The sequence below is a fragment of the Stenotrophomonas maltophilia genome (assembly GCF_047497515.2).
In the GTDB taxonomy this organism is placed as follows: Bacteria; Pseudomonadota; Gammaproteobacteria; order Xanthomonadales; family Xanthomonadaceae; genus Stenotrophomonas.
The window spans coordinates 41,467-63,200 of record NZ_JAXAXL020000001.1 but is presented as its reverse complement, the minus strand read 5'-3'; the positions used below and the strand labels follow the sequence as shown (position 1 = coordinate 63,200).

The window sequence follows — 21,734 nt, the reverse complement described above, 5'->3', positions numbered from 1 at the left end:
CAGCGTAATCGACCGGAGGTCGATTACTCGGCGCTGGCGGCTTCGCCTTCTTCCACGGCCTTCATCGACAGGCGGATACGGCCCTGCTTGTCGACTTCCAGCACCTTGACCTTGACCACATCGCCTTCCTTCAGCACGTCGCCGACCTTCTCGACGCGGTCGCTGGAGATCTGCGACACGTGGACCAGACCGTCCTTGCCCGGCAGGATCGTGACGAACGCACCGAAGTCCATGATCTTGGCGACCTTGCCTTCGTAGATGCGGCCCGGCTCGACGTCCGAGGTGATCTGCTCGATGCGGGCCTTGGCGGCCTGGGCAGCGATGGCGTTGACCGAAGCGATGACGATGGTGCCGTCATCCTGGATGTCGATCTGGGTGCCGGTTTCCTTGGTGATGGCCTGGATGGTCGAACCACCCTTGCCGATCACTTCGCGGATCTTGTCCGGGTGGATCTTGATGGTCAGCAGTCGCGGCGCGTAGTCGGACAGCTCCGAACGCGGGGCGGTCAGGCCGTGGGCCATTTCACCCAGGATGTGCAGACGGCCAGCCTTGGCCTGCTGCAGGGCCTGCTTCATGATCTCTTCGGTGATGCCTTCGATCTTGATGTCCATCTGCAGGGCGGAGATGCCCTCAGCGGTACCGGCCACCTTGAAGTCCATGTCGCCCAGGTGATCTTCGTCACCCAGGATGTCGGACAGGACGACGAAGCGCTCGCCTTCCTTGACCAGGCCCATGGCGATACCGGCAACCGGCGCCTTCACCGGCACGCCGGCGTCCATCAGGGCCAGCGACGAACCGCAGACCGAGGCCATCGACGAGGAGCCGTTCGACTCGGTGATTTCCGAGACGACGCGGATGGTGTACGGGAACGATTCCAGCGACGGCATGACAGCCAGCACGCCACGCTTGGCCAGGCGACCGTGGCCGATTTCGCGGCGCTTCGGGCCCATCATGCGGCCGCACTCACCCACCGAGAACGGAGGGAAGTTGTAGTGGAACAGGAAGTTTTCCTTGTACTCACCGGCAACGGCATCGATGACCTGGCCGTCACGGGCGGTGCCCAGGGTGATGGTCACGATGGCCTGGGTTTCGCCACGGGTGAACAGCGAGGAACCGTGGGTACGCGGCAGCACGCCGGTCTTCACGGCGATCGGGCGGACGGTGTCCAGCGCACGGCCGTCGATGCGGACCTTGGTATCCAGCACCGAGTTGCGCATGGTGCTGTATTCCAGCTCGCCGAATTCCTTCGACAGCTCGGCCGGGTTCCAGCCCTCGGCGGCCACACGGCCGGCCAGGGTTTCGACCACGTCCTTCTTGATCGCCGAGATGGCGTCGCGGCGCTGCAGCTTGTCGCGCACCTGGAAGGCTTCGCCCAGGCGCGGGCCGATGGCTTCCTTCAGGGCGGAGATCAGCGCGTCGTTCTTGGCCGGGGCTTCCCAGGTCGACGGCTTGGTGCCGGCTTCGACGGTCAGCTCGTTGATCGCGTTGATGACCTTCTGCATTTCGCGGTGACCGAAGGTCACGGCGCCCAGCATCACTTCTTCGGACAGCAGCGCGGCTTCGGATTCGACCATCAGCACGGCGTTGGAGGTACCGGCGACGACCAGTTCCAGCTGCGAGTCAGCCAGTTCGCTGACGGTCGGGTTCAGGATGTACTCGCCGTTCTTGTAGCCGACCTTGGCAGCGCCGATCGGGCCCATGAACGGGGTGCCGGCCAGCGACAGGGCAGCCGAGGCACCGATCAGGGCAGCGATGTCGCCGTCCACGTCCGGGTTCAACGACATGACCGTGGCGATGATCTGCACTTCGTTCTTGTAGTCTTCCGGGAACAGCGGGCGGATCGGACGGTCGATCAGGCGCGAGATCAGGGTTTCCTTCTCGGTCGCACGGCCTTCACGCTTGAAGAAACCACCCGGGATACGGCCGCCGGCGTAGAACTTTTCCTGATAATCGACGGTCAGCGGGAAGAAGTCCTGGCCTTCGCGCGCGCTCTTGGCGGCGACGGCGGTGACCAGCAGTACGGTGTCGTCCATCTTGACGATGACGGCACCGCTGGCCTGGCGGGCGACTTCGCCGGTCTCAAGCGTGACGGTGTGCTTGCCGTACTGGAAGGTTTTGGTGATTTTTGCCACGGAGGGTGTCCTTGGGGATGCTGTCTGCGAATTTGGACCGTCGGCGACCCTTGCCGCCAGCGGGTGGCCGGATCGTTCCGGCCTGAATCGGGGATTGCGGTGCTACAAAACAAAACCGCGGCGCATCGCTGCGCCGCGGGGGGATTCGTTGCTTAGCGACGCAGGCCAAGCTTTTCGATCAGGGCCTTGTAACGCTCGACGTCCTTCTTCTTCAGGTAGTCGAGCAGGCTGCGACGGCGGTTGACCATCTGCAGCAGGCCGCGGCGGCTGTGGTGGTCCTTCTTGTGGGTCTTGAAGTGGCCGGTCAGCAGTTCGATGCGGGCGGTCAGCAGTGCAACCTGGACTTCCGGGGAGCCGGTGTCAGCCGAGCTGCGCTTGTTGTCTTCAATGACCTTCTGGGTGTCGATCGACATTTTCTTTTTTCTCTGTGATGCGTGGCCGGCAGGAACGCGCTTCGCGCACCGCCAGGCTCGCCGTGGACTACGAGGATGAAACCTGCGCGAGGCAGGTTGCCGGAAAACGGCCGCGAAATTGTAACGGTCGGGGGCTTCCGGGACAAGGACCGGGGCTGAACCGGCAGGCCCCGGTCAGAGATTGAATCGGCGCTGCGGGGCCAGCAGGCCACTGTCATCGACCTGGCCCAGCCCCTGGACAGCATCGTCCGGACCAAACACCGTCACCAGGCCACGCGGCCAGGACACGTCGCGCTGGCGCTGGCCGACGCAGAAGCGGTGCGCCTGTTCAGCGTCGAGGTCGACCCGCGGGTATTCGGCCAGGCCAGCCGCCAACGGCAGCAGCAACGCGTCCATGCCGGCCTCGTCCCCCGCCTCGACCATCGCCCGCAGCTGGTCCAGGGAGACCATCGCCGGCGCGCGGAATGGTTCGACCCACAGCCGGCGAAGCGCGCTGATATGGGCGCCGCAGCCCAGGCTTTCGCCCAGATCGCGCGCCAGGCTGCGGATGTAAGTGCCCGAGCCGCAGGTGACGCGCAGGCGCAGCCGCTCCGGCTGCTGCTCCAGAACCTCGATGGCGTGGACCTGGACCTCGCGCTCCGGGGCCTCGATGGCATCACCGCGACGGGCCTTCACATACAGCGGCTCCCCACCCTGCTTCAGCGCGGAATAGATCGGCGCCCGCTGCAGGATGCTGCCGGTCAGCGGCGCCAGCGCGGCCCGCAGCGCTTCGGCACTGATCACCGGCACCGGGCGCTGCAGCAGCACCTGGCCTTCGGCATCGTCGGTATCGGTGGTCTGCCCGAGCACGATCTCGGCGTCATAGGCCTTGGCCGAGCCGAGCAGCAGGCCGGCGATCTTGGTCGCCTCGCCGAAGCACAGCGGCAGCAGGCCGGTGGCCAGCGGGTCGAGGCTGCCGGTGTGGCCGCCCTTCTCGGCACGGAACAGGCGGCGCGCCACCTGCAGGGCGGCGTTGGAGCTCATGCCGGACGACTTGTCGAGCAGCAGGATGCCATCCAGGCGGCGGAACTGAATTCGGGTCATGACAGGATGTTGTAGAACCGAGCCATGCTCGGCTGCCGCAGCGCGGCCCAGACGGGCATCACGTTGCCGGTATGCAACAACGCCGGGCATGCCCGGCGTCGTGCGGTTATTCTTCGTCGCCTTCGCGACGCTTCTCCGCGGCCAGCGTATCGGGCAGGTCGCGCAGGATGTTGTCGATGTGCTCACCACGGTCGACCGAGTCGTCGTAGTGGAAATGCAGTTCCGGCACGTGGCGCAGCTTCATCGCGCGGGCCAGGTCCATGCGCAGGCGGTAGCCCAGCTCCTTCAGGCCGGCGACGGCTTCGGCCGAACGCTCCGGCATCAGCGCGGTGACGAACACCTTGGCATGGGCCATGTCGCGGGTGATTTCCACGTCGGACACGCTCACCGAGGGCAACCCGTGCTCGCGCACGGCGTTGTGCACCAGGGTGCCGAGTTCACGGCGCAGCTGGGCGGAGACACGGTCGGTTCGATGGAAAGTCTTGGGCACGCGGTCGGGCTCTCGATTCAAATGTGACCCAACCAAGGTCGGGTCCTACCAGGAGGAGCGGCCCGACCAAGGTCGGGCCCCACCAGGGGGCGGACCGAACCCGTGAGGGCCGGTCCGTTGCAGCATTACAGGGTGCGCGGCACTTCGATACGCTCGAAGCACTCGATCTGGTCACCCGGCTTGACGTCGTTGTAGGCCTTCACCGCGATACCGCATTCGGTACCGTTGCGGACTTCCTCGACGTTCTCCTTGAAGCGGCGCAGCGATTCCAGCTCACCCTCGAAGATCACCACGCTGTCGCGCAGCACGCGGATCGGCTTGTTGCGCTTGACCACGCCCTCGATGACCATCGAGCCGGCAACGGCGCCCAGCTTGGAGCTGCGGAAGACGTCGCGGACCTCGGCGATACCGATGATCTCTTCGCGGATCTCCACGCCCAGCAGGCCGGAAGCCACCTGCTTCACCTGATCGATCACGTCATAGATGATCGAGAAGTAACGCAGGTCAACGCCGTTGGATTCGATGATGCGACGGGCCGAAGCATCCGCACGCACATTGAAGCCGATGACGGTGGCCTTCGAAGCAGCCGCCGAATTGGCGTCCGACTCGGTGATGCCACCCACGCCGGAGTGGATCACGTTGATGCGGATGTCTTCGTTGGACAGCGCGACCAGTGCCTGGCTCAGGGCCTGCACCGAACCCTGCACGTCGGCCTTGATGACCAGGTTGAGGACCTGCTGGCCCTCGCCCTTGCCCAGGGTCGCCATGATGTCTTCCATGCGGCTGCCGGCAGTGGCGACCAGGCGCGATTCACGGCGCTTGGTCTCACGCTGCTGGGCAACGTCCTTGGCCAGGCGCTCGTCCTCGACCACCACGAAATCATCACCGGCTTCCGGCACGCCGGACAGGCCCAGGACCTGCACCGGGATGGACGGGCCGGCGAACTCCGGCTGCTTGCCGGTTTCGTCGAACAGTGCACGCACGCGGCCGTACTGGATGCCGCACACCAGGTAGTCGCCCTTCTTCAGGCGACCCTGCTGCACCAGCACGGTAGCGACCGGGCCGCGGCCCTTGTCCAGCGACGATTCGATCACCACGCCCGAGGCGCGGCCTTCGTCAACGGCCTTCAGTTCCAGCAGTTCGGCCTGCACCGAAACGGCGTCCAGCAGGTCGTCGATACCCAGGCCGGTCTTGGCCGAGATCTCCACCATCTGGATGTCACCGCCGAAGTCTTCGGCCACGACCTGCTCGGAGAGCAGTTCGTTCTTGACCCGCATCGGGTCGGCGCCGGACTTGTCGATCTTGTTGATGGCCACGATCAGCGGCACACCCGCCGAACGGGCGTGCTGGATCGCTTCCTTGGTCTGCGGCATGACGCCGTCGTCAGCGGCCACCACCAGCACCACGATATCGGTCAGCTTGGCACCGCGGGCACGCATCGAGGTGAACGCGGCGTGGCCCGGGGTATCCAGGAAGCTGATGACGCCCTTCGGCGTATCGACGTGGTACGCACCGATGTGCTGGGTGATGCCGCCGGCTTCGCCAGTGGCGACCTTGGTGCGGCGGATGTAATCCAGCAGCGAGGTCTTGCCGTGGTCGACGTGGCCCATGATGGTGACCACCGGCGGACGCTGCACGGCTTCGCCCTGGTTTTCACCGGTCGAGGCCAGCAGTGCGTCTTCGGCGTCGTTGTCATTGGCACGGATCGCCTTGTGGCCGAGTTCTTCGGTCACCAGCGCTGCGGTGTCGTGGTCGATGGACTGGGTGATGGTGGCCATCACGCCCATCTTGAACAGCGCCTTCACCACCTCACCGCCCTTCAGCGCGAGCTTCTGCGCCAGGTCGGCCACGGTGATGGTTTCACCGATCGCCACTTCGCGCACGACCGGTGCGGTCGGACGCTCGAAGGCGTGCGGACCGGCATTGTTGCCACCGCGCGACATGTCGCGACGGCCACCGGACTGGTTGCGACCGCCCGGACGACCCCGGGTGTTGCTGTTGTTGCTGTTGCCACGACGCGCACGGTCAGCGGCCGACAGATGCATCTGGCCGGCAAAGCGATCGCCCGGGCCACGCTCATTGCGCGGCGCGCTGCGGTTGTTGCGGTCGTCGCTGCGCGGCGGCGGCGGTGCACTACGCGGCGCAGCCGGGGCTGCGGCCGGGGTGCGCGGCGGACGCGGCGCGGTTTCGTCGATCGGCGCGCGCACCTTGGGCTTGCTGGCAGCCAGTGCCTCGGCCGCCTTGGCGGCAGCCGCAGCTTCTTCGGCGGCCTTCTTTTCGGCCTCTGCGCGTTCCTTGGCGGCAACCTCTTCCTCGCGGGCACGGACGATGGCTTCGTCGCGCAGACGATCCTTCTCGGCCAGGGCCTGCTGTTCGGCAAGGTTGCGCGCACGCGACTCTTCCAGCTTGCGCAGGATGTCGGCGCGCTCTTCGTCCGGCGTCATGGCGCGAGCACCATCCTTGACGTAGGTGCGCTTCTGGCGCACCTCGACATTCACGGTCGTCTTGCTGCGACCGGAATTGACCGTCACTTCCTGCTGCTTCCGGCGGTTGAGCGTGATCTTCTTTGCAGACTGATCGGTCTCTTCCGGGGCCTGCTCGGGCTTGCCGTGCGAACGACGAAGGAAGCCCAGGAGCTTCACCTTCTCGGAGCTGGTCACGACCTGGTCGGGACCGCTGAACTTCATGCCGGCACCGGCCAGCTGTTCCAGCAGTTTTTCGACCGGCGTGTTGACCAGTTCGGCAAGCTTGCGGATGGTGGTTTGCTGCGACATTCGGATCCTATGATCTTGTGGGCGCCCCCCCGCATCTGGAGGTGGCGCGGATTCTACGCCCTGAGCGGCTCAGGGCCCTGTTCATTGCCGGCTCATTCGCCGCGTTCCAGTCGGGCGATCTCTTCGGCACGGGCGGCCAGGATCAGCGCAGCGGCGCGCGCCTGATCCAGTCCTTCGATGCCGAAGTCCATGACCTCGTCGGCGGCCAGGTCGGACAGGTCCTCGCTGGTACGCACGCCGTGGCCGGCCAGCGCATACGCGGTGGCTTCGTCCATGCCCTTCAGGGACAGCAGGTCCTGCGCCGGCTGGCCGTCTTCAAGGCCTTCCTCGACTGCCAGGGCCTCATTGAGCAGCGCATCGCGGGCACGAGCGCGCAGCTCTTCGACGATGTCCTCGTCGAAACCTTCCACGGCCAGCAGTTCGCCGACCGGGACATAAGCGATTTCCTCGACGGTGCCGAAGCCTTCGCTGACCAGGATGCCGGCGATCTCTTCGTCCACTTCCAGCTTGTCCATGAACAGCTGGCGGGCCGAAGCCTGCTCGGCCTCCGACTTGGCGGTGACCTGGTCCTGGGTCATCACGTTGAGCTGCCAGCCGGTCAGGCGGCTGGCCAGGCGCACGTTCTGGCCGCCCTTGCCGATGGCCTGGGCCAGGCGGTCTTCGGCAACCGCCAGGTCCATCGAGTGCTTGTCTTCATCGACGATGATCGACTGCACTTCGGCCGGCGCCATCGCGTTGATGACGAAGTTGGCCGGGTTGTCGTTCCACAGCACGATGTCCACGCGCTCGCCATTGAGCTCGTTGGACACGGCCTGCACGCGCGAACCACGCATGCCGATGCAGGCGCCGATCGGATCGGTGCGCTGGTCGTGGGCGAGCACGGCGATCTTGGCGCGGTCGCCCGGATCGCGGGCACAGGCCTTGATTTCCACCAGGCCCTGGCCGACTTCCGGCACTTCCAGCTTGAACAGCTCGATCATGAATTCCGGCGCGGCGCGGCTGATGAACAGCTGCGGGCCACGCGGTTCCGAGCGCACTTCGGCCAGGTAGCCGCGCACGCGGTCACCGGCGCGCAGCACGTCGCGCGGAATGCCCTTGTCCTTCGGAATGAAGCCTTCGGCGTTGCCACCGAGGTCGACATAGATGTTGCCGCGCTCGGCGCGCTTGACCACACCGGTGATCAGTTCGCCGACGCGATCCTTCCACGCATCCACGACCTGCTGGCGCTCGGCTTCGCGCACGCGCTGGACGATGACCTGCTTGGCGGCCTGGGCGGCGATGCGGCCGAAGTCCGGGTTCTCGATCTGCTCTTCGATGTAGTCGCCGACGTCCACGCCTTCGGCTTCGTCGACGGCGTCCATCAGGCGGATCTGGCGGTCCGGCGATTCCATCACCACGTCGTCGGCCACCACTTCCCAGCGGCGGTAGGTTTCGTAGCTGCCATCCTTGTGGTCGATGACCACGCGGGTCAGCACTTCCTCGTCGGGATAGCGCTTCTTCGCTGCCGAGGCCAGGGCGGCCTCGATGGCATCGAAGATCACTTCACGCGGCACGCCCTTCTCGTTGGCGACCGCGTCGACTACCAGCAACAGTTCCTTGCTCATTGGCTCACTCCGCGCGCGGCTTCTTTGCCGCCGGCTCGTTGGAAGAAGAATTCTTGTTCGGCTTCGGACGCTTCGGCGCCGGACCGGTCGGCTTGCTCGGGGCCAGCCCCAGCGCCACCCAGTCAGGCATGATCCGTGCCTTGTCGATGTTGTCGGCCGACACGACCACTTCGGTCTTGTCGACAACGAAGGTGATGGTGTCCGCAGCCTCGTCGGTTGCTTCGATGCGGCCCTGCAGGCGACGACGGTTGTCCTGCGGCAGCTTCAGGGTGACCTTGGCCATTTCGCCAAGGTGACGACCGAACTGCTCCAGGTTGAACAGCGGACGATCGACGCCCGGCGAAGACACTTCCAGCGTGTAGTTGCCGCTGATCGGGTCTTCGACGTCCATCTGCGCCGACACTTCCCGGCTGACGCGTTCGCAGTCGTCGACATTGATGATGCGCTCGGGCTGTTCAGCCAGCGGCACGTCGATGTAAAGGCGCAGGGTCGCACCGCCGGGGGCCGGCAGATACTCAACGCCCAGCAGCTCCAGGCCCAGCGACACAACGGTCGGGGCGAGCAGATTCGCGATGTCGGTTGCCTTGTCGCTCACAGCCTGCCTTGATCTCTATGGTTGGGTGCCGGCCTTGGCCAGCGTGGAAACATGACGCCCCGGAAACGACAAAGGGCCCGCTGGGCCCCTTTTTCCGGAAAGACTCCGGTGACTGGATTCCGGTTGCAACCTGCAGTGCCTGCTGGTTGCGGCCCTCCTTCCGGGTCCGGACTCCCGCTGGGAGGCCGCCTTCAGGGGTACTGCTAGGCCGCTGATGATAGCGGCTGCACCGCGCTGGTGCAAGGTGCGGGGCCGGGGCCAGATCCCTTTCCCGCAGCAAAAGGGATCTGGCCCCGATCGCGCGGAGACGCCACACAACCCAAAGAAAAACGCCTTCGAAGCAGGACTTCGAAGGCGTTTTCTTTACTTGGTAGCGGGGGCAGGATTTGAACCTGCGACCTTCGGGTTATGAGCCCGACGAGCTGCCAGACTGCTCCACCCCGCATCAGAAGCGGAATCATGAGGCATTGCTGGGATAAATGCAAGCTTTCCCTCATTCATCAAACCGGTTGGCGCCGATCCGACGTTGGTAGCGGGGGCAGGATTTGAACCTGCGACCTTCGGGTTATGAGCCCGACGAGCTGCCAGACTGCTCCACCCCGCACCGGAAGTGTTTGAACTGCTGCCCTGCTCTTTCGAGGAGGGCTACCGCAACGATGTTCTGGCTGAACCGCTGCAGTGACAACTCAGGCTGCGCATATTACACGAATCGCGCAGCTTTGTGTCAACTTTTATGCAAGATGCGCAAATGCCTGCTGGCACCAGACCATGATCGGGTTCCAGGCAATGCCCAGCGCCAGCAGCGCCAGTGCGTTCACGCCCAGCACCAGGCCCAGCACGCGGTCGTTGCTGCGCGGCATGGCCTCGCCCACCGGCTCATCGAAGTACATGACCTTGATGACGCGCAGGTAGTAGAAGCAGCCGACCACGGCGCACAGGACGCCCAGGATCGCCAGCCACAGCAGGCCGCCATTGACCGCCGCGCCCAGCACGGCCAGCTTGGTCCAGAAGCCCAGGAACGGCGGGATGCCAGCCAGCGACGCCATGATGCACAGCACCAGGCCGGCCATCCACGGGTTGCGGGCATTCAGGCCCTTGAAGTCTTCGATGTTCTCGGCTTCGAAGCCAGCACGCGACAGCGCGATGATCGCGCCGAACGCGGCGGTCGACATGATGGCGTAGGCCAGTGCGTAGAACAGCGCGGCGGCGTAGCCCTGCGCGCCACCACCGGCGATGCCCATCAGCAGGAAGCCGATGTGCGAAACGGTGGAGAACGCCAGCATGCGCTTCAGGTTGCTCTGCGCGATGGCCATCAGGTTGCCGATGACCAGCGAGACCGCGGCCAGGCCGGCAATCAGCAGCTGCAGTTCGGTCGACAGCGGGCCCACGCCCATTTCCAGCAGGCGGTAGGCCATGCCGAAGGCGGCCAGCTTCGGCGCCGAGCTGATGAACAGTGCGATCGGTGCCGGGGCACCCTGGTACACGTCCGGCAGCCACATGTGGAACGGCGCGGCACCCAGCTTGAAGGCAACGCCGGCGATCATGAACACCGCACCGGTGATCAGCAGCACGCGCTCTTCCGAGTGCGGGATGGCATCACGGATGACGTCCAGGTGCAGGCTGCCGGTGGCGCCGTAGATCAGCGACATGCCGTACAGCAGCAGGCCCGAGGCCAGCGAACCGAGCACGATGTACTTCATCGCCGCTTCGGAGGCCAGGCCGTTCTCGCGGTTGCTGGCAACCAGCGCGTAGGAGCACAGCGCCAGCAGTTCCAGGCCCAGGTAGACCATCAGCAGGCTGCCGGCCGAGACCAGGATCATCATGCCGGCGGTGCCGAACAGGATCAGTACCGGAATCTCGCCCTGGAACAGGTTGCGGTCACGCAGGTAGCGCCAGCCATAGACCAGGGTCAGGCCGCTGAGCAGCACGATCCCGGTCTTCATCACGTCCGCGGCGGTATCGCGCACGAACATGCCATGGAAGACCTCCCCCTGCCCGCCCACGCCGGTGGCCAGCATGAACAGCACCACGGCCAGCGCAGCGAGCGAGAACAGGTGGGTGACGATCTTGTTCCGGTTGCTGACGAACAGGTCGAGGATCATCAGGGCGAAGGCGCTGCCGATCAGCACCAGCTCGGGAGCGAGCGGTGGCAGGTCAGCGGCGGTCAATGGCAGCAGCGGCGAGGTGGTCATCATCAAATCCTGGAATTACAGCAGCTTGCTGGATGCGATCTGCATCGCCAGCTTCGCGATCGAGGGCTCCATCAGGTCGGTCAGCGGCTTGGGGTAGATGCCCAGCGCCAGCACGCCGATGGCGAACACGCCCAGCACCAGCCATTCGCGGCCGTTGATGTCCTTCAGTTCGGCCACATGGCTGTTGGCCACTTCGCCGAAGAAGATGCGCTTGTACAGCCACAGGGTGTAGGCGGCGCCGATGATCAGGGTGGTGGCCGCGCCCAGCGCGATCCACGGATTACGCTGGAACGCCGACAGGATGACCATGAACTCGCCAACGAAGCCGCTGGTGCCCGGCAGGCCGGCATTGGCCATGAAGAACAGCATGGCGAAGGTGGCGAACCACGGCATCACGTTGACCACGCCGCCGTAATCGGCGATGCGGCGGCTGTGCATGCGGTCGTACAGCACGCCGACGCAGGAGAACATCGCGCCGGACACGAAGCCGTGCGAGATCATCTGCACCATGGCGCCCTGCAGGCCGAGGCGGGCGGCGTCGGCATTGCCGGCTTCACGCACCAGCCACAGGGCGATGAAGGTGCCCAGGGTGACGAAGCCCATGTGCGCGATCGACGAATAGGCGATCAGCTTCTTCATGTCGTCCTGCACCAGGGCGACCAGGCCGACGTAGATCACCGCGATCAGCGACAGCGCGATCACCAGCCAGGCCCATTCCTGCGATGCATCCGGGACGATCGGCAGGTTGAAGCGCAGGAAACCGTAGCCGCCGATCTTCAGGGCGATGGCGGCCAGGATCACCGAACCGGCGGTCGGCGCTTCCACGTGGGCATCCGGCAGCCAGGTGTGGACCGGGAACATCGGCACCTTGACCGCGAAGGCGATCAGGAAAGCGAAGAAGATCCAGGTCTGTTCCTTGGCCGACAGCGGCAGCGCATACAGGTCGGCCAGCTGGAAGCTGCCGCCCTTCAGGTACAGGTAGATCAGTGCCACCAGCATCAGCACCGAGCCGAGGAAGGTGTACAGGAAGAACTTAAGCGCGGCGTAGATGCGGCGCGGACCGCCCCAGACACCGATGATGAGGAACATCGGGATCAGCATCGCCTCGAAGAACACGTAGAACAGCATCGCGTCCGTGGCCGAGAAGATACCGACCGTGACGCCTTCCAGGATCAGGAAGGCGGCCACGTACTGGTTGACGCGCTTGTCGATGGCGCTCCAGGCGCCGATCAGGGCAAGCACGCTGACCAGCGTGGTCAGCAGGATCAGCGCCACGGCAATGCCGTCCACGCCCAGGTTGTAGCCGATCTTGTACGCCGGGATCCACGCATGGGTCTCGACGAACTGCAGACCGTCGATGCCCGCGTTGTAGCCGCTCAGCAACGAGAGGCTCGCCACGAAGGTCAGCACCGCGACGCCCAGCGACGCCCAGCGGGCGGTCTGCGCATCACGGATCGCAAGGATCAGGGCGCCACCGAGGATCGGCAGCCAGATGAGGACACTGAGTAGAGGCCAGTTCGACACGTCTTCTTATTCCGTACAGGTCATCAACGCAGGTAATGCATCAGCACGCCCAGCAGGGCAATCAGGCCGATGATCATCGCGAAGGCGTAGTGATAGAGGAAACCGGATTGGGTACGACGCAGCACGCCGGCTGCGACGTCCACAACACGTGCCGAGAGATTGACCACGCCGTCGACGATGTTGCTGTCGATCCAGCGTGCGACCTTGCCAAGCTTGACGCTGCCGCCGGCAAAGCCATCGATCCACAGCTTGTCGAAGCCGTACTTGTTTTCCAGCACCGACACCAGCGGGGCGAAGGTCTTGCGCGCCTTGCCCGACAGGTCCGGCTTCCACAGGTAGAACAGTGCAGCCAGCAGGAAGCCCGCCAGGGTCAGCCAGAACGGCGGCAGCATCATGCCGTGCAGCGCGAACGCCACCGGCCCGTGGAACTCTTCGCCCAGGAAGGCAACGGTGTTCTTGGCCGGATCGTAGAAGTCGACGATGCCGGTGAAGAACGTGTTGACCTGGCCCTGGATCGCCGCGTGGGCGTGGTGGCCGGCCCAGTCGGTGCCATGCAGCATCGGACCGATGCTGAAGAAACCGATGGCGATCGACGGGATGGCCAGCAGGATCAGCGGCAGGGTCACCACCCACGGGGTTTCATGCGGCTCATGCGGACCGTGGCCATGGCCGTGGTCGTCATGGGCATCGCCGTGGTGTGCATCGGCATGGTGTGCGTCTGCGGCGTGGTGATCGTCATGGCCGTGGCCATGGTCATCATGCGCGTCGCGGAAGCGCTCCTTGCCATGGAAGGTCATGAACAGCAGGCGGAAGCTGTAGAAGCTGGTCACCAGCACGCCACCCAGCACCGCCCAGTAGCCATAGGTGGCCACCCAGCTGTTCTGCATGTGGGCGTGGATCTCGGCCGCCTCGATGATGGTGTCCTTCGAGTAGAAGCCCGAGAAGAACGGCGTACCGACCAGGGCCAGGGTGCCGATCCACATGGTGACGAAGGTGATCGGCATGTACTTGCGCAGGCCGCCCATCTTGCGCATGTCCTGCTCGTGGTGCATCGCGATGATGACCGAGCCGGCGCCCAGGAACAGCAGGGCCTTGAAGAAGGCGTGGGTCATCAGGTGGAACACGGCGGCCGAATAGGCCGACACGCCCAGTGCCACGGTCATGTAGCCCAGCTGCGACAGCGTGGAATACGCGACGACGCGCTTGATGTCGTTCTGCACGATGCCGATCAGGCCGGTGAAGAACGCAGTGGTGGCACCGATGAAGAGGATGAAGTTCAGCGCGGTCTGCGACAGCTCGAACAGCGGCGACATGCGGGTAACCATGAAGATACCGGCGGTCACCATCGTCGCGGCGTGGATCAGTGCCGAGATCGGGGTCGGGCCTTCCATCGAGTCCGGCAGCCACACGTGCAGCGGGACCTGGGCCGACTTGCCCATGGCGCCGATGAACAGGCAGATGCAGATGACGGTGGCGATCGACCAGATCACCGGCTCGTTCAGCAGCTGCATGCCGAGGATCGTGCCGTCCCAGATCTGCAGCTGGGCGCGCGGATCAGCCAGCATGCCGGCCTGCGAGAACACCTGCGAGTAGTCCAGGGTGCCGAACACCCACAGCACGCCGGCGATGCCCAGCAGGAAGCCGAAGTCACCGACGCGGTTGACCAGGAACGCCTTCATGTTGGCGAAGATCGCGGTCGGGCGCTTGAACCAGAAGCCGATCAGCAGGTACGACACCAGGCCCACCGCTTCCCAGCCGAAGAACAACTGCAGGAAGTTGTTGCTCATCACCAGGGTGAGCATCGAGAAGGTGAACAGCGAGATGTAGCTGAAGAACCGCTGGTAGCCCGGATCGTCCTGCATGTAGCCGATCGTGTAGATGTGGACCAGCAGCGACACGAAGGTCACCACCACCATCATCATCGCGGTCAGCTTGTCGACCATGAAGCCGACGTGGGCCGAATACTGGCCGACTTCGAAGAACGTGTAGATGTTCTGGTTGAACGGCTGCGCGCCGCCCCACAGCAACTGGTAGAGCGTGTACATCGACAGGCCGCAGGCAACCGCGACGCCGAGGATGGTGATGGCCTGCGCGCCGAAGCGCTTGACCTGGCGACCGAACAGGCCGGCGATGATGCTGCCGAACAGCGGTGCGAGCACCACTGCGATCAACAGACTCTTGGAGAGAGTGATTTCCATCTGTGGATCAGCCCTTCAGCGAATCGACTTCGCCGACATTGATCGTGCGGCGGGTACGGAACAGGGTCACCAGGATCGCCAGGCCGATGGCGGCTTCCGCGGCGGCGACGGTCAGGATGAAGAACACGAACAGCTGGCCGGACGGATCGCCCAGCTGACGCGAGAAGCCGACGAAGTTGATGTTCACCGACAGCAGCATCAGTTCGATCGACATCAGCAGGACGATGACATTCTTCCGGTTGAGGAAGATGCCGGCCAGGCTGATGGCGAACAGCACCGCGCCGAGCGCAAGCATGTGGCCAAGGGTAATCACGGCTGGGTCTCCTCGCCGGCGGCCGGCTTGCTGTTGCTGTGCACGACCGGTGCTTCTGCACCCATCTTGACCATGCGCAGGCGCTGGTCGGCCTTGACCATGGTCTGCTCGCCCGGGTTCTGGCTCTTCACGCCGGTACGGCGGCGCAGGGTCAGCATCACGGCGGCGACGACGGCCACGGTCAGGATGACGGCAGCGAATTCGAACGGCAGCAGGTACTCGGTGAACAGCGTGCGCGCCAGCCAGGTGACGTTGGAGCTGTCGGCGGCGACCGCAGCAGCGTTGTCGGCCGGGAACGGCGTGACCGATCGGGCCTTGACGCCGATCAGGATCAGCATCTGCACCAGCATCGCGACCGCAACGATCAGGCCGACCGGCAGGTAGCGCACCCAGCCCTCACGCAGCTTGGTGGGATCGATGTCCAGCATCATCACCACGAACAGGAACAGCACCATCACCGCGCCGACGTAGACCAGCACCAGGGCCACGCCGAGGAACTCGGCGCCCACCAGCAGCCACACGCAGGCGATGGAGAAGAAGGTCAGCACCAGGCAGAGCACGGCGTGAACCGGGTTGCGCACGCTGATCACCGCACCGGCCGAAACCGTTGCCGCGATGGCGAACACCCAGAAAGCGATATTTACCCAATCCATCTCTCGACCTCAGCGGTAAGCGGCATCGGCGGCGCGACGCTCGGCGATCTCGTTTTCGAGACGGTCGCCCAGGGCCAGCAGCTGCGGCTTGGTAACGATGTTTTCGCCACGATTCTCGAAGTGGTACTCGAGGATGTGGGTTTCGACGATCGAGTCCACCGGGCAGCTTTCCTCGCAGAAGCCGCAGAAGATGCACTTGAACAGATCGATGTCGTAGCGCGTGGTACGGCGGGTGCCGTCTTCGCGCTTGGCCGAGTCGATGGTGATGGCCAGCGCCGGGCACACCGCTTCGCACAGCTTGCAGGCGATGCAGCGCTCTTCCCCGTTGGGATAACGGCGCAGGGCGTGCAGGCCACGGAAGCGCGGCGACTGCGGGAACTTCTCCATCGGGTACATCATCGTGTACTTCGGCTTGAAGCTGTACTTCAGCGTCAGCCAGAGGCCCGCCAGCAGTTCGAGCAGCAGCAGGCTCTTGAAGTAATGGGTAATCCTGTTCATCACTTTAGACGCCCTTTTGAATCACGCCGAAGAACACCATGACGGCGGTAACCGCGATCCACAGAATGGCCAGCGGGATGAAGACCTTCCAGCCCAGGCGCATGATCTGGTCATAGCGGAAGCGCGGGAAGCTGGCACGGAACCAGATGTAGGCACTGGCGAAGAAGAACACCTTGACGAACAGCCACGGTGCACCGCCCTTCCAGATCCAGTCGACCAGCGGCGAGACATCACCGAAGTTGACCCAGCCCTGGATCGGGCTCAGCCAGCCGCCGAGGAAGAAGATCGAGATCAGGAAGCTGATCAGGATCATGTTCGCGTATTCGGCCAGGAAGAACAGCGCGAAGGCACCGCCGGAGTATTCGACCATGTGGCCGGCAACGATTTCCGACTCGCCTTCCACCACGTCGAACGGCGCGCGGTTGGTTTCCGCCACGCCCGACACCCAGTAGATGACGAACAGCGGGAACAGCGGCAGCAGGAACCAGTCGAAGAAGCCGGAGCTGCCGGCCTGCGCCATCACGATGTTGCTCAGGTTCAAGCTGCCCGAGGCGATCATCACGCCGACCAGGGCGAAGCCCATCGCGATTTCGTAGCTGATCATCTGCGCCGAGGCGCGCATGGCACCCAGGAACGCATACTTCGAGTTGGATGCCCAACCGGCCAGGATGATGCCGTAGATGCCCAGCGAGGTCATCGCCAGCAGGTACAGCAGGCCGGCGTTGGCGTTGGACAGCACGATCTGCGAATCGAAGGGCACCACCGACCAGGCCGCGAAGGCCGGGGCCAGGGTGATCAGCGGGGCCAGCAGGTAGATCGCCTTGTTGGCGCTGCTCGGCTGGACCACTTCCTTGAACAGCAGCTTGAAGACGTCGGCGAAGGCCTGGAAGATGCCCATGCCCACGTACATCGGGCCGTGGCGGACGTGCATCCAGCCGATCAGCTTGCGTTCCCAGACCACGTAGAAGGCCACCGAGACGATCACCGGAACGGCGATCACCAGGATCTTCAGGATGATCCAGATCAGCGCGCCGATGTCACCGAGGCCCAGCAGCCACTGGTGCAGCGGGTCGACCGCGTTCAACAGCAATTCGTTCATGCAGCCACCACCGATACGCGAGCGGCACCCAGCGGCGCGGTCGCGCCGTGGCCCGATTCAATCCAGACCGAACCCGCAGCGACGCGGGCGTCGACCACCACCGGCAGGGTGGCCTTGCCGGCATCGGTGCCGACCTTGGCCATCTGCCCTTCCTGCAGCTGCAGGCGAGCGGCATCTTCAGCGTTCAGCACGATGCGCGGGGCGTTGTTGAGCGGATGCGACTGCAGCGCCGGGGCGCGACGGACCACCGCATCGGTGCGGTAGATCGCGGCGGTTGAAGCCACTTCCAGGCCTTCGCCGGCCACGGCCGGCTGCGCCGAAGCGGCAACGCTGACCGACACCGGCGCCAGGCTGGCACGCAGGCCGGCCAGGTCGGTGAAGTCGAAACCGGCCAGCGCCATTTCGCCGCCCAGTGCGCGCAGCACGCGCCAGCCCTCACGCGCCTCGCCCGGCAGCTTGCCGCCGGCACGGGCCGACTGCTCGCGACCATCGAGGTTGGTCAGGGTGGCGTCGATTTCCGGCAGCGCGCCGATCGGCAGGATCACATCGGCAACGTCGCGGGTGGAGGCACAGGCGAACTGGCTGAAGGCCACCACCTTGGCACCGACCAGCGCCTTGCGCGCGGCCGGAGCATCGGCGAAGTCCAGGCCCGGCTCCAGGCCGTACACCACGTAGGCCTGGCGCGGCTGCGCCAGCATCGCGGCGACGTCCTTGCCGGCCGGCAGCACGCCGGCACGGGCCAGGCCAACGGCATTGGCGCCCTGCGGGATGCGGCACAGCTTGGCACCGGTGGCGGCTGCGAAGTCACGCGCAGCGGCGCGGATCGCGGCAGCCTGCGGGTGGTTCTCGGCGATGCCACCGACGATCAGCACGGTGTTGTTGCCACCCTGCACTGCCGAACGCAGCTCGGCGTTGGCCAGCGCGTCGGCGAACTTCGACGGCGCGACGATCTGCTTGCCGGCGATGCTGAAGGCAAAGTCGAAGTCCACCGGGTTGACGACGTGGATCTTGGCGCCGTTGGTGGTCTGCGCCTTGCGCAGGCGGGCGTGCAGCAGCGGCAGTTCGTGGCGGATGTTGCTGCCCAGAACGACGATGCGGTCGGCGCCTTCGATTTCCGCCAGCGGCAGGCCGAACACTTCGGCGGTTGCGGCGTCGGAGAAATCGCGGTTGTTGATGCGGTGGTCGATGTTGCTCGAACCCAGGCCCTTGGCCAGGCGGGCCAGCAGCGCGCCTTCCTCGTTCGAGGTCGACGGATGCACCAGCACGCCCAGGGTGTCGCCCTGGTTGGCCTTGAGGATTTCGGCGGCCGCGGCCAGGCCTTCGGCCCAGCTCACTTCCTTCCACTCGCCATTGACCTTGCGCAGCGGCTTGACCGCACGGTCTTCGCTGTACAGGCCCTGGTGCGAGTAGCGGTCACGGTCGGACAGCCAGCACTCGTTGACGGCTTCGTTGTCGCGCGGCACGGTGCGCAGCACTTCGCCGCGGCGCACGTGCAGGAACAGGTTCGAACCCATCGCGTCGTGGTAGCCCAGCGACTCGCGTGCGGTCAGTTCCCACGGGCGGGCGCGGAACTGGAACACCTTGTTGGTCAGCGCACCGACCGGACAGACGTCGACGACGTTGCCGGACAGCTCGGTGGTCAGCGGCTTGCCGTCGTAGGTACCGATCTGCAGGTTCTCGCCGCGGTACATGCCACCCAGTTCATAGGTGCCAGCCACGTCGGCGGTGAAGCGCACGCAGCGCGTGCACTGGATGCAGCGGGTCATCTCGGTGGCGACCAGCGGACCCATGTCCTCGTCCGGCACCACGCGCTTGCGCTCGTTGAAGCGGCTGACCGAACGGCCATAGCCCAGCGACACGTCCTGCAGCTCGCACTCGCCGCCCTGATCGCAGATCGGGCAGTCCAGCGGGTGGTTGATGAGCAGAAACTCCATCACCGAGCGCTGGAACTTCAGTGCCTTCTCGCTGCGGGTGGCGACCTTCATGCCGTCCATCACCGGGGTGGCACAGGCCGGCGCCGGCTTCGGCGACTTCTCCACGTCCACCAGGCACATGCGGCAGTTGGCGGCGATCGGCAGCTTCTCGTGGTAGCAGAAGCGCGGAATGGAGATGCCGGCCTTGTCGGCGGCCTGGATGATCATCGAGCCCTTGGGCACGACCAGCGACTTGCCATCGATCTCGATGGTGACGTGATCGGGTGGGACGCTCGGATTTACGGGTTGCGCGCTCATGCAGCGGCTGCCTCCACCTTCTTGCCGTCAACCATCGAATGACCGTTGACGATGTAGTACTCGAACTCGTCCCAGAACTGGCGCAGGAAGCCCTGGATGGGCCATGCAGCCGCTTCGCCGAACGCGCAGATGGTGTGGCCTTCGATCTGGCCGGCCACTGCCTTCAGCTGGTGCAGGTCTTCCATCGTGGCCTTGCCGGCAACGATGCGCTCCAGCACACGGTGCATCCAGCCGGTGCCTTCGCGGCACGGGGTGCACTGGCCGCAGGATTCCTTGTGGAAGAACTGGCTGATGCGGCATGCGAACTTGACGCAGCAGACGCTGTCATCGAGCACCACGACGGCGCCCGAACCCAGGCCCGAGCCCAGTGCACGGATGGTGTCGTAGTCCATCGGCAGGCCCTTCAGCTCGGCCGCGGTCAGCACCGGCATCGACACGCCGCCCGGAATCGCGCCCTTCAGGGTGCGGCCCGGACGCAGGCCACCGGCCATTTCCAGCAGGTCATCGAAGGTGGTGCCCAGCGGCACTTCGAAGTTGCCGCCGTTCTGCACGCAACCGGACACCGAGAAGCACTTCGGGCCGCCGTTGGCGGTCAGGCTCAGGCCCTTGAACCACTCCGGGCCGTTGCGGATGATCGCCGGCACCGAACCGTAGGTTTCGGTGTTGTTGATCGTCGACGGCTTGCCGTACAGGCCGAAGTTCGCCGGGAACGGCGGCTTGTAGCGCGGCTGGCCCTTCTTGCCTTCCAGCGATTCCATCAGCGCGGTTTCTTCGCCGCAGATGTACGCGCCGGCGCCCAGCGCACCGTAGATGTCGATGTCCACGCCCGAGCCCATCACGTTCTTGCCCAGCCAGCCATTTGCATAGGCATCGGCCAGGGCCTGCTCGAAATGTTCGAACGGCTCGTGGTGGAACTCACCGCGCAGGTAGTTGTAACCCACGGTCGAACCGGTGGCGTAGCAGGCGATCGCCATGCCTTCCACCACCGAATGCGGGTTGTAGCGCAGGATGTCGCGGTCCTTGCAGGTGCCCGGCTCGGATTCGTCCGAGTTGCAGAGGATGTACTTCTGCATGTTGCCCTTGGGCATGAAGGACCACTTCAGGCCGGTCGGGAAGCCGGCGCCACCGCGGCCGCGCAGGCCCGAGGCCTTGACCATCTCGATGACCTGCTCCGGCGGGATCTTCTCTTCGAGGATCTTGCGCAGGGCGGCATAGCCACCGGTCTTCAGGTAGCTTTCGTACGACCACGGGGTGTCGTAATGCAGGGTGGTGTAGACCACCTGGTGCGGCAGCGGCGCGGGGCCGACCGGACCCTTGGATTCGTGGTGATGTGCCATGCCCTTACTCCAGCCCGTCCAGCAGCTCGTCGACCTTTTCCAGGGTCAGACGCTCATGGTAGTGACCGTTGATGACCATCATCGGCGCGCCACCGCAGCCGGCCAGGCACTCTTCCTCGCGCTTGAGGTAGACGCGGCCGTCCGGGGTCGATTCACCGTGCTTGATGCCCAGCTTCTTCTCGCAATGGCGCACGATGTCCTCGGCGCCATTGAGCCAGCAGCTGATGTTGGTGCAGATGGCCACGTTGTTGCGGCCCACCTTCTCGGTCTCGAACATCGAGTAGAAGCTGGCGACCTCGTAGGCCCACACCGGCGGCAGGTCGAGGTACTTGGCCACGCCGGCGATCAGTTCGTCGGTCAGCCAGCCCTCGTTCTGCTCCTGGGCCGCATGCAGCCCCTGCAGCACGGCAGAGCGCTTGCGGTCCGGCGGGAACTTGGACAGCCAGTGATCGATGTGAGCGCGGGTCTTGTCGCTCAGCACCACCATCGGGTCGACGTCGCGCGCCGCCTCGAAATTACCTGTCGCCTTCATCGGCCGACCTCAGCGAAATGCATAACGTGAAATTCCAGAAACTGCGGCGCCGGCTTGCGCCGGCTG

17 protein-coding genes and 2 tRNA genes are annotated in these 21,734 nt (G+C 65.0%); all 19 read right to left on the bottom strand.

Translation table 11 applies throughout. The annotated features are described in order from the left end of the window. Window positions 1-23: 23 nt before the first annotated feature. Window positions 24-2,132, bottom strand: a complete 2,109-nt coding sequence (pnp, locus tag ACMZPQ_RS00280; RefSeq protein ID WP_197580426.1) for a polyribonucleotide nucleotidyltransferase — start codon at window positions 2,130-2,132, stop codon at window positions 24-26. Between the two features lie 152 nt (window positions 2,133-2,284). Continuing rightward, window positions 2,285-2,545, bottom strand: coding sequence for a 30S ribosomal protein S15 (gene rpsO, locus ACMZPQ_RS00275; protein WP_005410445.1), 261 nt, complete (start codon window positions 2,543-2,545; stop codon window positions 2,285-2,287). Window positions 2,546-2,719: 174 nt separating this feature from the next. Then, window positions 2,720-3,628, bottom strand: coding sequence for a tRNA pseudouridine(55) synthase TruB (gene truB, locus ACMZPQ_RS00270; protein WP_197580425.1), 909 nt, complete (start codon window positions 3,626-3,628; stop codon window positions 2,720-2,722). A gap of 106 nt (window positions 3,629-3,734) precedes the next feature. Then, on the bottom strand, window positions 3,735-4,118 hold the full coding sequence (gene rbfA, locus ACMZPQ_RS00265) for a 30S ribosome-binding factor RbfA (protein ID WP_107231057.1): 384 nt from the start codon (window positions 4,116-4,118) through the stop codon (window positions 3,735-3,737). Window positions 4,119-4,243: 125 nt separating this feature from the next. Continuing rightward, window positions 4,244-6,892 (bottom strand): translation initiation factor IF-2, encoded by a 2,649-nt coding sequence (infB, locus tag ACMZPQ_RS00260; protein WP_197580424.1) that lies wholly within the window; start codon window positions 6,890-6,892, stop codon window positions 4,244-4,246. A 92-nt stretch (window positions 6,893-6,984) separates the two neighbouring features. After that, window positions 6,985-8,496, bottom strand: a complete 1,512-nt coding sequence (gene nusA / locus ACMZPQ_RS00255) for a transcription termination factor NusA (protein WP_006458580.1) — start codon at window positions 8,494-8,496, stop codon at window positions 6,985-6,987. 4 nt (window positions 8,497-8,500) lie between these two features. Further along, window positions 8,501-9,091, bottom strand: a complete 591-nt coding sequence (gene rimP / locus ACMZPQ_RS00250) for a ribosome maturation factor RimP (RefSeq protein WP_053450381.1) — start codon at window positions 9,089-9,091, stop codon at window positions 8,501-8,503. Between the two features lie 368 nt (window positions 9,092-9,459). After that, window positions 9,460-9,536, bottom strand: a tRNA-Met gene (locus ACMZPQ_RS00245). 82 nt (window positions 9,537-9,618) lie between these two features. Next, window positions 9,619-9,695 (bottom strand) — tRNA-Met (locus ACMZPQ_RS00240). Between the two features lie 127 nt (window positions 9,696-9,822). Then, window positions 9,823-11,283 carry an NADH-quinone oxidoreductase subunit NuoN gene (nuoN, locus tag ACMZPQ_RS00235; protein ID WP_049456506.1) on the bottom strand — a complete coding sequence of 487 codons (1,461 nt, stop codon included), beginning with the start codon at window positions 11,281-11,283 and terminating at the stop codon, window positions 9,823-9,825. A 15-nt stretch (window positions 11,284-11,298) separates the two neighbouring features. Further along, window positions 11,299-12,807, bottom strand: coding sequence for an NADH-quinone oxidoreductase subunit M (locus ACMZPQ_RS00230; RefSeq protein ID WP_008268294.1), 1,509 nt, complete (start codon window positions 12,805-12,807; stop codon window positions 11,299-11,301). Between the two features lie 23 nt (window positions 12,808-12,830). Then, complete coding sequence (gene nuoL, locus ACMZPQ_RS00225; protein WP_197580423.1) at window positions 12,831-15,005, bottom strand: NADH-quinone oxidoreductase subunit L; 2,175 nt, start codon at window positions 15,003-15,005, stop codon at window positions 12,831-12,833. A 7-nt stretch (window positions 15,006-15,012) separates the two neighbouring features. Next, the gene (gene nuoK, locus ACMZPQ_RS00220; RefSeq protein WP_005410454.1) at window positions 15,013-15,318 is read right to left on the bottom strand and encodes an NADH-quinone oxidoreductase subunit NuoK; all 306 of its coding nucleotides are present in this window, start codon (window positions 15,316-15,318) and stop codon (window positions 15,013-15,015) included. Beyond that, complete coding sequence (locus ACMZPQ_RS00215; protein ID WP_197580422.1) at window positions 15,315-15,971, bottom strand: NADH-quinone oxidoreductase subunit J; 657 nt, start codon at window positions 15,969-15,971, stop codon at window positions 15,315-15,317. The genes nuoK and ACMZPQ_RS00215 overlap by 4 nt, the downstream gene beginning before the upstream one ends. 9 nt (window positions 15,972-15,980) lie before the next feature. Then, entirely contained in the window at window positions 15,981-16,469 is a 489-nt protein-coding gene (gene nuoI, locus ACMZPQ_RS00210; protein WP_005410456.1) for an NADH-quinone oxidoreductase subunit NuoI, read from the bottom strand. Window positions 16,470-16,473: 4 nt separating this feature from the next. After that, the gene (gene nuoH / locus ACMZPQ_RS00205) at window positions 16,474-17,568 is read right to left on the bottom strand and encodes an NADH-quinone oxidoreductase subunit NuoH (RefSeq protein WP_197580421.1); all 1,095 of its coding nucleotides are present in this window, start codon (window positions 17,566-17,568) and stop codon (window positions 16,474-16,476) included. Next, window positions 17,565-19,799 carry an NADH-quinone oxidoreductase subunit NuoG gene (nuoG, locus tag ACMZPQ_RS00200; RefSeq protein WP_197580420.1) on the bottom strand — a complete coding sequence of 745 codons (2,235 nt, stop codon included), beginning with the start codon at window positions 19,797-19,799 and terminating at the stop codon, window positions 17,565-17,567. The genes nuoH and nuoG overlap by 4 nt, the downstream gene beginning before the upstream one ends. Next, window positions 19,796-21,136 (bottom strand): NADH-quinone oxidoreductase subunit NuoF, encoded by a 1,341-nt coding sequence (gene nuoF / locus ACMZPQ_RS00195; protein WP_006458704.1) that lies wholly within the window; start codon window positions 21,134-21,136, stop codon window positions 19,796-19,798. The genes nuoG and nuoF overlap by 4 nt, the downstream gene beginning before the upstream one ends. A gap of 4 nt (window positions 21,137-21,140) precedes the next feature. After that, entirely contained in the window at window positions 21,141-21,668 is a 528-nt protein-coding gene (gene nuoE / locus ACMZPQ_RS00190; protein WP_006381132.1) for an NADH-quinone oxidoreductase subunit NuoE, read from the bottom strand. Window positions 21,669-21,734: the final 66 nt, after the last annotated feature.